The sequence below is a fragment of the Zobellia russellii genome (assembly GCF_044597075.1).
In the GTDB taxonomy this organism is placed as follows: Bacteria; Bacteroidota; Bacteroidia; order Flavobacteriales; family Flavobacteriaceae; genus Zobellia; species Zobellia russellii.
Genome location: NZ_CP139000.1, coordinates 371,600 through 383,431, shown reverse-complemented (window position 1 = coordinate 383,431; position 11,832 = coordinate 371,600). Strand labels below are relative to the sequence as shown.

The 11,832-nt window shown below is 38.2% G+C and carries 13 protein-coding genes; 8 read left to right on the top strand and 5 right to left on the bottom strand.

Features of this window, described 5'->3' with window-relative positions:
- Positions 1 to 117: 117 nt before the first annotated feature.
- Positions 118 to 525 carry an acyl-CoA thioesterase gene (locus SJY45_RS01595; RefSeq protein WP_400073034.1) on the bottom strand — a complete coding sequence of 136 codons (408 nt, stop codon included), beginning with the start codon at positions 523 to 525 and terminating at the stop codon, positions 118 to 120.
- A gap of 207 nt (positions 526 to 732) precedes the next feature.
- On the opposite strand from SJY45_RS01595, the gene dnaA reads away from it, so the two are divergent.
- The 5 genes from dnaA to SJY45_RS01570 all read left to right on the top strand — a co-directional run bounded on the left by dnaA (position 733) and on the right by SJY45_RS01570 (position 4,656).
- A complete protein-coding gene (gene dnaA, locus SJY45_RS01590) occupies positions 733 to 2,157 on the top strand; it encodes a chromosomal replication initiator protein DnaA (protein ID WP_215439036.1) in 1,425 nt (474 codons plus the stop codon).
- Between the two features lie 6 nt (positions 2,158 to 2,163).
- Positions 2,164 to 2,610, top strand: coding sequence for a low molecular weight protein-tyrosine-phosphatase (locus SJY45_RS01585; protein WP_303405895.1), 447 nt, complete (start codon positions 2,164 to 2,166; stop codon positions 2,608 to 2,610).
- A 13-nt stretch (positions 2,611 to 2,623) separates the two neighbouring features.
- Entirely contained in the window at positions 2,624 to 3,349 is a 726-nt protein-coding gene (locus SJY45_RS01580; protein ID WP_215439034.1) for an SAM-dependent methyltransferase, read from the top strand.
- Positions 3,350 to 3,562: 213 nt separating this feature from the next.
- A complete protein-coding gene (locus SJY45_RS01575) occupies positions 3,563 to 4,126 on the top strand; it encodes a Crp/Fnr family transcriptional regulator (RefSeq protein ID WP_215439033.1) in 564 nt (187 codons plus the stop codon).
- Between the two features lie 140 nt (positions 4,127 to 4,266).
- Positions 4,267 to 4,656, top strand: coding sequence for a RidA family protein (locus SJY45_RS01570; protein WP_215439032.1), 390 nt, complete (start codon positions 4,267 to 4,269; stop codon positions 4,654 to 4,656).
- A gap of 135 nt (positions 4,657 to 4,791) precedes the next feature.
- Here the strand turns inward: SJY45_RS01570 and SJY45_RS01565 are convergent, their stop codons facing one another.
- From SJY45_RS01565 to dapF, 4 genes are all read right to left on the bottom strand, one after another.
- Complete coding sequence (locus tag SJY45_RS01565; protein ID WP_215439031.1) at positions 4,792 to 5,421, bottom strand: hypothetical protein; 630 nt, start codon at positions 5,419 to 5,421, stop codon at positions 4,792 to 4,794.
- A gap of 146 nt (positions 5,422 to 5,567) precedes the next feature.
- Entirely contained in the window at positions 5,568 to 6,611 is a 1,044-nt protein-coding gene (gene mltG / locus SJY45_RS01560; RefSeq protein ID WP_400073033.1) for an endolytic transglycosylase MltG, read from the bottom strand.
- Positions 6,611 to 7,135, bottom strand: coding sequence for a GNAT family N-acetyltransferase (locus SJY45_RS01555; protein ID WP_215914597.1), 525 nt, complete (start codon positions 7,133 to 7,135; stop codon positions 6,611 to 6,613). The genes mltG and SJY45_RS01555 overlap by 1 nt, the downstream gene beginning before the upstream one ends.
- Entirely contained in the window at positions 7,129 to 7,905 is a 777-nt protein-coding gene (dapF, locus tag SJY45_RS01550; protein ID WP_400073032.1) for a diaminopimelate epimerase, read from the bottom strand. The genes SJY45_RS01555 and dapF overlap by 7 nt, the downstream gene beginning before the upstream one ends.
- A gap of 190 nt (positions 7,906 to 8,095) precedes the next feature.
- Between dapF and SJY45_RS01545 the strand changes: the two genes are divergently transcribed.
- From SJY45_RS01545 to SJY45_RS01535, 3 genes are all read left to right on the top strand, one after another.
- Positions 8,096 to 9,487 carry a S1C family serine protease gene (locus SJY45_RS01545; RefSeq protein WP_303405902.1) on the top strand — a complete coding sequence of 464 codons (1,392 nt, stop codon included), beginning with the start codon at positions 8,096 to 8,098 and terminating at the stop codon, positions 9,485 to 9,487.
- A 114-nt stretch (positions 9,488 to 9,601) separates the two neighbouring features.
- Positions 9,602 to 11,050, top strand: coding sequence for a glyceraldehyde-3-phosphate dehydrogenase (locus SJY45_RS01540; RefSeq protein WP_400073031.1), 1,449 nt, complete (start codon positions 9,602 to 9,604; stop codon positions 11,048 to 11,050).
- Between the two features lie 148 nt (positions 11,051 to 11,198).
- On the top strand, positions 11,199 to 11,819 hold the full coding sequence (locus SJY45_RS01535; protein ID WP_215439025.1) for a tRNA (guanine-N1)-methyltransferase: 621 nt from the start codon (positions 11,199 to 11,201) through the stop codon (positions 11,817 to 11,819).
- Positions 11,820 to 11,832 lie beyond the last annotated feature (13 nt).

Below are 11,832 nucleotides of genomic sequence, written 5' to 3'. Positions count from 1 at the left end.
TTCGTTTCGTTCACCCTCAATTGGATGATAAAAAATATATCAGACAAAATAAAAACCAAATTCAAATGCGTATATCAACACTTAAATTTAGATAATTATCAATGCAACAAAAATGACTTATTTTTCATTTTCAATTATAATCTCCAAGATGTTTTGGGGGCACCTAATAGGCCTTTTACTTTTCTTATCAACAAACACTAAAACCGTATTTGCTTCTACAAGAATTTCCTGCTTTTCATTACGGATGACATAGTCAAATTCTATCCTAACCGAAGGTGTTTTTTTAAGCCTAGTTTCAACGCTGATGAGGTCATCGTAAAAGGCTGATTTTTTGTAGTTCAACGACAAAGAAACCACTGGTAGCATAATTCCGTTTTCTTCCATTTTTTTGTAAGAAATACCTTTACTCCGTAACCACTCAACCCTTCCCATCTCCAAGTATTGCGCATAATTGCCGTGATACACTACTCCCATCTGGTCTGTTTCCGAATATCGTACTCTAAAAGAAATTTTGTTAAAACCCATATATTATCATGTAAAAATTATATCTTTAAAAGATTTCGATTTTCGCGTTCTGAACATGCAAAAAAAAAAGGGTAAATTCAATAGAGTTTGATTTTTTTTTTAGTTTTTTTGTTCACATATTTGCCCTCCGAGAAAGTAAGGATTATCCCATATACTTTCAACCGACTTACGAAATCACTAACCAACAAAAATAAGATAAACTTTCACATGGGTGTTACTGCTATTTCCGTATGGAACAATTGTTTAACTTTTATTAAAGACAATATTCAACCGCAGGCATTCAAAACTTGGTTTGAACCTATTAAACCAATTAAGTTATCTGATAATGCTTTGAGTATTCAAGTACCCAGTAAATTCTTTTATGAGTGGCTAGAGGAGCATTACGTAAAATTATTAAAAGTAGCCCTTACCAAAGAGTTAGGTGAGACCGCAAAATTGGTGTACATCATTAGAATGGAAAACACCTATGGCAACAAAGAGCCTTTTACGGAAAAGATTCCAAGTTCCAATAGAGCTACAATGAGTCCACAAGAAATGGACGTTCCTATTAAATCAAAAAATCCAGAGCTCAAGAATCCTTTTGTGATTCCCGGTATTCGAAACATAAAAATTGAATCCCAGCTTAACCCCAATTATAATTTTGATAATTTCTTAGAAGGAGACTCCAACCGTTTGGCCAGATCAGCAGGTATGGCCGTGGCCAATAAGCCCGGGGGCACTTCTTTTAACCCATTATTGGTATTTGGCGGTGTTGGTTTAGGAAAGACTCACTTGGCCCACGCCATTGGGGTTGAAATTAAGGACAAGTACCCAGAGCGTACCGTTCTTTATATTTCAGCAGAAAAATTTACGCAACAATACATAGAATCCGTAAAAAAGAACACCAGAAACGATTTTATCCATTTCTATCAATTGATAGATGTGCTTATTATTGATGATGTTCAGTTCTTAAGTGGAAAATCGGGAACACAGGATGTTTTCTTTCACATATTCAATCATTTGCACCAAAACGGAAAGCAGGTTATCCTAACCTCGGACAAAGCTCCGGTAGACATGCAGGATATTGAACAACGCTTATTGTCCCGTTTTAAATGGGGATTATCGGCAGAGTTACAGAACCCGGATTACGAAACACGAATTTCCATCCTTAAGAACAAGCTATATAGAGATGGGGTTGAAATGCCGGACGACATTATAGATTATGTTGCTAAACACATTAAGAGCAATATTCGTGAGTTGGAAGGTGCCATTATTTCATTAATAGCCCAATCTTCTTTCAATAAAAAGGAAGTTACTTTAGAACTGGCCCAGCAAGTAGTTGAGAAGTTCGTTAAGAACACCAAACGTGAAGTTTCCATAGATTATATCCAAAAAGTAGTTTCAGATTACTTTGAGATGGATGTGGCAACGCTTCAATCCAAAACTAGAAAGCGCCACATTGTACAGGCCAGACAGTTGGCTATGTTTTTTGCCAAAAAGTTTACCAAGGCATCATTGGCCAGTATAGGTTCACAAATAGGAAAAAGAGACCATGCTACCGTACTGCACGCTTGTAAAACGGTTGATAACCTAGCAGAGACCGATAAGCAATTCAGAAAATACATAGAAGACCTTACCAAGAAATTTTCTTAAATCCTTATGAAAACCAAAGTCTTAATGGTATGCCTTGGCAATATTTGCCGGTCGCCATTGGCGGAAGGCATTCTACAGGCTAAAGTTGACCCGGAAAACGTTTTTGTAGATTCTGCCGGAACGGGAGGTTACCACATTGGCAACCCACCGGACCCGCGCTCTATTGCCGTTGCCAAGAAACATGGACTGAATATAGAAAATCAGCGTTGTCGTCAATTTCAAAAGTCGGATTTTAAAAAATTTGATGTAATTTATGCTATGGACCGTAGCAATCTTAACAACATTCTAAATTTAGCCGATTCTCCTGATGATGCTAAAAAAGTGAAGTTATTACTTACGGAGGTAGAATTACCTGTAATTGAAGTGCCGGACCCCTATTGGGACGACAATGGCTTTGAAAAGGTATTTCAACTTATAGACACCGCTTGCACGTCTATTGTAAAAAAACTTTAACCCATTTAGGATTATGGCCAACTACAATGAAAACCAGGGAAAGTTATATTTAATACCCACTACATTGGGCGATAATGAACCTTTGGAAGTATTACCCATTTCCATAAAACAGGCCATAGAACAGATTGACCATTATATTGTTGAAAACGAAAAAACGGCCAGACGCTTTATAAAAAAGATAAGCCCCAGAAAATCACAGCCCAGCCTTCAATTATCCGTTCTTAACAAATACACAGAAGCCGAGGAAATACCCACATTTTTACAATCCTGTTTAGACGGTTTCAACACAGGAATCTTATCCGAGGCCGGTTGCCCCGGTATTGCCGATCCCGGTGCGGACGTGGTAAAAATAGCACATGAAAAAAACATTCAGGTAGTACCCCTAGTGGGCCCATCCTCTATTGTATTGGCCCTTATGGCCAGTGGCATGAACGGCCAAAGCTTTGCTTTTAACGGTTACCTGCCCATTGACGGGTCTGAGCGTAAGAGTGCCATTAAGAGGTTGGAAAAGCTAAGCAAAGATTACGGACAATCGCAATTGTTCATAGAAACCCCCTATAGAAACGACAAGCTCTTTGCAGAGCTGCTTAAAACACTACACCCTAACACCAGAGTATGTATAGCTTGCGATGTGACCCTACCTGAGGAATATATACAAACCAAAACCATTGCCGACTGGAAACGCTCCAAAGTAGAATCACTTCATAAGCGCCCAGCTATCTTTATTATTCAAGGGTAATTCTACTTTTTGAGTTTTTAAATCTTATTCTGGAACAATTATTTACTCCACTCCAGATTATTTTTTCATTTTACTAGCTGACTTTTGATATAAGCCTAAATTAACCAGTATTTTTAGTGTTCTTAAAAGTTACTCTAAAGTAGCTGCTTTATTACACCATTAATCCTTAACCTTTTTTTTCTAATATAGCACCCAAATTGGAATTTCTACTTAATGAAAGATAGATTAAAAGAAAATATTGAAAACTTGATAGCTCTTACGGACGAGGAGTTCTCTTTTATTTTATCTCATTTCTCATTAGAAAAGCACAAAAAAAATGATTTTATCATTAAAGAAGGAGAACATGTAACGCATTGCTATTTTGTGATTTCCGGGCTATTAAAATTAGTTTACGATGACAAAAATGGGAAACAACATATTGTATCCTTTGCCATGGAAAACTGGTGGGAAAGCGATTTTTCTGCCTATTTCTCACAAACTAAAGCTAAAATGGCACTACAATGCATTGAAGACACTTTAGTATTTTCCCTAAGTCTTGACAATTACCAAAAACTATCCGATGAATTACCCAAAATGCAGCATTTTTTTCTCCAAAAGTCGAATTTAGGGCATATTGCATCGCAAAATAGAATCTTATCTTTTTTAACTTCAAATGCTAAAGAAAGGTATGAGCAACTTCTTAAACAGTACCCCATATTATTTCAACGCGTTCCCAAAACTCTGCTAGCTTCTTACTTAGGTGTGTCCCGCGAGACACTTAGCCGCCTTTCCTCATAAAATTTGAGCTTCTTTACAATTGTGATGTATGTCACGCTATAACCATACCATTAGTTAAATATTTGCAGTGTAGATGGCAAAGCACAAGTATTAACAAATAAAGTATATAATTAGCTACTGCGTACACAAAAAAAAGCAATATGGAAAAACGAATAATTAACCCGTGGAAATGGCAAGACGAAAGAAGTTATGTACAAGCCGTAGAAGTTACGAACCCAAAAGGCACGCTTTATATTTCCGGACAAACCGCAATAGATGATGAAGGTAAATCTAGCACTGCTAGCATGAAAGCCCAATTAATTCAATCTATAGAAAATTTGGAACGCGTAATAGAGGATGCCGGATATGAATGTAAAAATATTGTGAGATTAAACCTTTATACAACTTCAACTGAAGAGCTGTTTACGTGTTTTGATATTTTCCAAAATTGGACAACCAAGCACAACATACAGCAGGCAAGCACCTTACTGGAGGTTAAAGGCCTTTTTGAAATATTAAAAATAGAACTGGAAGCTACAGTCATAAAATAACATCTGAATTAAGGTATTCACGATTAAAAATACCCTAAAATCGAGATAGAAAACGACCGGAAAAAAACAAACCCCAATATTTCTATTGGGGCTCGTCCACTTTCATATGTACATTAAATCTTAAATAGGCGATAGTTACACTTTAGGGTTTCGTCTTGGCGAAACATATGACATATCGTATCCTGAAAACTTTTTCATGTAAATTGCTATTGTTGTTCCGTAACTGTCCGATACATCAAACGCACCCCACGATCGTAGATACTTTTTAACGTTACCGGCACCGGCCAAATGGGCCGCGGCCAACATTCCGGATTCCGTAATTTCAACACCACCTATTCGTTTTCCAACGAAACGGTCAATGTCTCTTCTCAAAATCCACTTATTACGAGCTACATTCGTGTGAAAAGCTCTTTCTTGCAACACTGGGTCGTTTAAGAAACTTGTTGCGTTATACACACCCATAAGCTGTAAGGTACCAATACCAAACTGGTATTTTCCCAAATACCCAAGTGTATTTGTTGTAAAATAGTTACCCTGCGATTCTTTAAACGCTAGAGCTTCTTTAAATCCGATATAAGAACTCCCTAAAAAAGGCGGAGCTATCAATATCGTTGAATGCATAGTTTTGTTTTTGGGAAACAAAACTTCAGTAGGTTGATTTACTTTAAGGGTTTCCGGCACTTTCACCTCTTTAGACTCAAATCCGAAACTCAATAAAATAAAGGTAATGATTAGGGGGCTTGAAAATCCTAGCCACTTTCTCATACATTATATTTACCTAAGACTTACGAAAATTTAACCTGCTTAGATTACGAGGGGCAAAGATAAGCCCGTTTTAGTCTTACATTTTAGAATGCTTTGTTAAAAATATACCGTTTTAGTTAACAAGTATTAAACTACGGACAAAATGCCTATCTATTAATTTTTTGAGCATTTATCCACCGGACATACTGCGCTTTATTGCGGTTGTGCTGGGCTAAAGTCTTAGCAAATTTGTGGTATCCAAAATTTTCCACATTGGCTACAAAGTAGAGGTAATCGTGCTTTTCCGGACTAAGAACCGCATCAATAGCCGTAATATCCGGCATAGCAATTGGCCCTGGTGGTAGACCTGCGTACTTATAGGTGTTATACGGAGAATCTAATTCCAAATCCTTATAAAGCACTCTTTTGATCACAGTGTTAAAGTTGCCGCTGTGCTTTTTTATGGCATAAATTACCGTAGGGTCTGCTTGAAGTAATATTCCCCTTCGTAAACGATTAAGGTAAACGCCTGCTACTCTTGGGCGCTCATCAACTTTTGCGGTTTCTTTATGTACTACAGAGGCCAAAGTAATCACCTCTTCGGGAGAAAGCCCTAATGCTTTTGCCTTGGCTAAACGAGCATCCGTCCAAAAACGTTTGTATTCCTTCAGCATACGCTCCCTGAATTCTTTCTCGGAAGTATTCCAGAAAAACTCGTAACTGTTGGGTATATACATAGCCAACTCCGTATCCCTATTAAATCCGTTAGCTTTCAAGAAAGCTTCATCTGTAAATGCCTTCAACAAGGCTATGCTATCTGGCTCTATTTGCATCGCTATTCTACCTGCTAGGTCCGCTAATGTTTCCTGGTTGTTAAATGCAACTTTTACAGGTATATTCTGACTACGGAGTGAGTTTACAATATCATTATTGCTCGCCCCCTTTTTAATAGCGTACTTACCTCCTCTTACATTGGCGGCGTACCCCTTACGCTGTGCCACTTTCTCAAAAGAACCCATATCCTTAAGAAGTGGAGATACCAAATTCTTTACTTCGTTAAAATCTGCATCCGAAGGCACAAATACAAAGGCTTCGTTATTTTCAAAAGCCGTATTAGGCGCAAAAATAGCGTTGTAAACCGTGTAAGCAAAGATTCCACCGCCTACAAGACCGGCAATTGCTATAAATACTAGAATACGTTTTATATACATTAGGTATTTATTTTTTGAAACAAAATTTCATTTATATACTTCCCTTCGGAAAAAATCCAATCTCTTTTAATTCCCACCTCTTCAAAACCCATCTTCTTGAACAAATGAATGCTTGGGTCATTACCCTCCAATACATTGGCGTAAAGCTGTCGCAGATTCAAGACCTTATGAGCATAATCACACACCAATTGAATGGCCTCTGCCCCTACTCCTTGGTTCCTCTTTTCTTTATCCAAAATAACTATACCTATTCCCGCCCTAAAATTCTTAGGATCAAAATCAAATAGGTCAATAAGCCCAATTGTTGAATTCTGCTTATTGCAGATACAGAGCCGCAATTGCTTAACATCATAAATGTCCCTATGGGCGTTTTCCAAATAAAGCGCTAGTACATGTTTTGAATATGGGGTGGTCGTACCACTTATTTCCCACATCTGGGTGTTATTCTCAAGTTCGTAGAGAAAATCTAGATCATTGGGTTCTAAAGCCCGCAGATTTATATGTTCTCCATTTAAACTTAACATTCGATCTCTCCTTTGAACACCTGTTTGGCAGGGCCAATTAAATGAATCTGCTCGTACACACCATTCTTTTTAGCAAACTCTACCTCTAGCTCACCGCCCTGAGTATTCACTTTTATTCTATTTGCTAATGTTTTTCCGGCATTATGCATAGCAATTGCTACAGCTGTAACCCCAGTTCCACAGGATAAAGTTTCATCCTCTACACCACGCTCATAAGTTCTCACGGCAAAGGCGTCATTATCTAAGGTTTCAACAAAATTAACGTTGCTTCCGGTTTGTCCGTACAATCCGTAGCGCAACTTTTTCCCTTTTTTATAAACTTCAAAATCTTGAACGGACTTTACCATTTGCACGTGGTGGGGCGAACCCGTGTCCAAGAATACATACTCCGGTTTCTCTTTTATTTCGGACACATCCTGCATCTGCAAGCTAACAATACCATTAGCTATAGTTGCCTGGTGCTTGCCATCTGCAGCATTAAAAACGGTATCTTTATCTATAACACCCAAAAAATTGGCAAAAGCTACGGTACATCGGCCGCCGTTACCGCACAAACTGCCCTCACGGCCGTCTGCGTTGTAATAGACCATTTTAAAATCTGACAGTTCGTCATTTTCCAGAAGTATTAAACCGTCTGCCCCTATGCCAAACTTGCGGTCACATAAAGAAGCTACCAGTTTGGTATCGTTTTTGGGGAAATATAATTGTCGATTATCGATGAGCACAAAATCGTTTCCGGTGCCCTGATATTTGTAAAAATTAAGTGTCATAGAATTATTTAAAGACACAAATATAGGCTTTTATCCCTATCGGAAATAACCTCTTTGGTCCACCACTTAGCGACCTGAATTAGTAGGGATTAAGATATATTTAGCAGTTAAAGAGTAGTTAAAGCAAATATAACGCACCTAAAAAACGACTAATTTTAACATATCAAAAGAATTTAAACAAAACGATAACATGAAAAAAATTGCCAGTACCTTTTTAATCGCCCTCTTTGCTGGAGCAATAACACTGGGCAGCTACAAATTATTTTTTGAAAACACCAATTACGCCGTTATATCCCAAGATGAAGGACATTCGGTTTTTAATACGAGCCTTACACCTACCTCTGCAAAAGGAGCGGGAATTAATGAGGTTGACTTTACCATTGCGGCAGAAAACACCGTAAATGCCGTGGTGCACGTTAAAAATGTAACCATTAACAGAACCCCCCATAGCCTTATGGACTTCTTTTATGGAAGCGGAGGAAATGAAAGGCCTCAAGTAGGAACCGGATCAGGGGTAATTATTTCGCAAGATGGTTATATTGTTACGAACAACCACGTTATTAGCAAAGCAAATCAATTACAGGTTACCCTAAACAATAACAAAACTTATGATGCCGAACTTATTGGCACCGATCCAAATTCTGACATTGCCCTAATTAAAATAGATGCCGAGGGCAATCTGCCTTATTTGGCCTTTGGTGATTCCGATGATGTTAAAATAGGCGAATGGGTTTTGGCTGTCGGCAACCCTTTTAACCTAACTTCTACCGTAACTGCGGGAATCGTAAGCGCAAAAGCTCGTGATTTAGGAAAAAATCAGTCGTTTATTCAGACCGATGCAGCCGTAAACCCTGGTAACAGTGGTGGGGCATTGGTTAATACGAACGGAGATCTTGTGGGTATCAACACCGCTATTACTTCACAAACAGGAAGCTATGTGGGCTATTCCTTTGCAGTTCCCAGCAACATTGCCAAAAAAGTAGTTGATGATATCCTAGAATATGGAAACGTACAAAAAGGCATTTTAGGAATTAAGACCTTGAATATAAACACGCCTTACGCCATAGAAAAAGGACTTAATGAGATTGAGGGTGTATACATTTCCGGGGTTGAAGAAGGAACTGGAGCTGCTGAAGCCGAACTGATAGAAGGAGATATCATAAAGAAAGTAGACAATATCAAGATCCGCAAGTTTGCAGATCTTACCGGTTATCTTTCCGCTAAAAGACCCAACGACTCTGTAGAGGTTACTATTGATAGAGACGGAGAAGAATTTACCGTGCCTGTCATGCTTAAGAAAAGGCAGACCGTAATAGTTCCGGTAATGGGCCTTGAAGTAAAGAACTTAACAAAAGAGGACAACAAAAAGTTTAAGACCAAACAAGGTGTGAAAATTGTTGGTGTACCTGAAACCTACCGTGGTTATGGGTTGGAAGGAAAAGTTCTTCTTTCGGTTGACAATAATGAAATAAACGATATTGAAGAGGCCAGAACCCTTTTTGGAAGCATCTCTAGATACGGTAAAACCAGTATCACAATGATTAACGAAAAAGGAGAAAGAGAACGCCTGATTTTTCAATAAGACATAAAAACACTAAATTAAAAACACCTCAATTGAGGTGTTTTTTTGTTTACTATTGTTTCAAACAACACTAAATAGCTACTTTTATACCAAAATATAACTCAACTCAACAAAATGAAATCTAACGCTTCTTACGAAAAAGAATTAGCCTTTCAGGCTGATAGAAGAAAAGCTACAACCGAATTCATAAAACTGGTCAGTGACCTTTGGTATGATAAGACGATAGAAATCGTGCTTTTCAAAAATCAGGTGATAGACAAAAACGTAAGTGACATTATAAATCTGCATGAATATGCAGGTGAATTTGTCCAAAAACCCATTTCTATTTTCGATTCCACCGAAATATTGCGGGCCATAAACGATATTCAGCTACCTCCTGCTAAATTAGACATTGGCAAGCTTACCTATGAATACCACTCAGATGACAATCACAATACGGATATAAAAGCCTTTGTGTTTGACAAACTAAAAGATGCGGACAATGCTCCACCTTTAAAACCTAAGGATATTGTTCTTTATGGCTTTGGAAGAATAGGTAGGCTTCTGGCTAGAGAGCTTATGGCAAAGACCGGCCAAGGCAACCAACTGCGCTTAAGAGCTATCGTAACCCGAAAAGCGGACAACCATGAGATTCTGGAAAAAAGAGCCAATCTTTTACGTATTGATTCCGTTCACGGTAAATTTTCCGGCACGGTAGAAACAGATATAAAGAATAACGCCCTGATAATTAACGGTACTACCGTTCACATGATCAGCGCCGATCGTCCTGAGAAAATCGATTACACCCAGTATGGAATAAACGATGCATTGATAATAGACAATACAGGAGCTTTCAGAACCAAAACCGAATTGGCCAGACATCTGGAAGCCGAAGGTGCTTCGCACGTTCTCCTTACCGCTCCCGGAAAAGAGGTACCCAATATAGTTCATGGGGTTAATCATAAAACGTATGACCCGGACACCATTAAAATATTTTCGGCCGCTTCGTGTACTACCAATGCCATTACCCCTATTTTAAGTGTTATTGAAGATTCCTTGGGAATTACAAAAGGGCATTTGGAGACCATTCATGCCTACACTAATGACCAGAACCTAGTGGATAACATGCACAGCAAACATAGACGGGGCCGAGCAGCCGCTCTGAACATGGTCATAACCGAAACAGGTGCAGGTGCTGCAGTAGCTAAAGCGCTACCGGAATTAAAGGACAAGCTTACCTCTAATGCAATTAGGGTACCGGTTCCCAACGGTTCTTTAGCTATTCTAAACTTAGAAGTGAAAAATAAAACTTCCATAGATGGTATTAACGCCATTATAAAAAAGTATGCCCTAGAGGGAGATTTGGTAGAGCAAATAAAATATTCCTTGAGCAAGGAAATGGTATCTTCGGATATTGTAGGAACAAACGCACCTTCCATTTACGATAGTAACGCTACAATTGTTAACGGCAGCGGAAAAAATATTATACTTTATATTTGGTATGACAACGAGTATGGTTATTCGCACCAGGTAATACGTTTGGCCAAATACATATCAAAAGTAAGAAGGTATACATATTATTGATTTTAAGCTCTTTACAAGGGAATACTTTCCGCTTTTTTGAAGGTATTCCCTACTAAATAGCAACCTTATCCTTGATTTTTTTTATTAATTGATATTATTGAATTACTTTAGTCGGCTCTAAATAATTAATTCACAGAATCACTTCAACATGAAAGGCTTAAGAATCCTGTTACTGATAACGGCTTTATTAGCATATAACCTACAATTTGCCCAAGAAGCGGAAGCTCAAGAAGAGTTGTCACTTGATAAAGGGCCTATAGATAGTCAATTTGAGTACATTTTTACCAAATCTGGTAATTATCGTGCAGATGGAAAAAAATATGAGGTCGTACGTACGATTTCATTGGACAAACTGCGCCAAAATGTTCTTGATACACTAAAAGGGTATAACAAAAGAGCTGCCGAACTAAAAGCTACTATTGGCGGACACGAATCTACAATAGGTTCGCTAAACAAAAAATTGGAAGAGACTACCAACAACTTGGTAGCCGTAACCGAGGAAAAAGACAGCATGTCCTTTTTAGGTATTATGGTTTCAAAAAGTACATATAATGGTATTCTTTGGACCGTTATTGCTTCTCTGTTGGCACTGTTACTTTTCTTTATATATAGATTTAGAAACAGTAACATCCTAACCCAGGAAGCCAAGACTAATTTAGCAGAACTGGAAACCGAGTATGAAGACCACCGTAGAAGGGCTTTAGAAAGGGAACAAAAAATTAGCAGGCAGCTGCAAGATGAAATCAACAAGTACAAAAAACAGAAATAATCTAAAAAGCTCC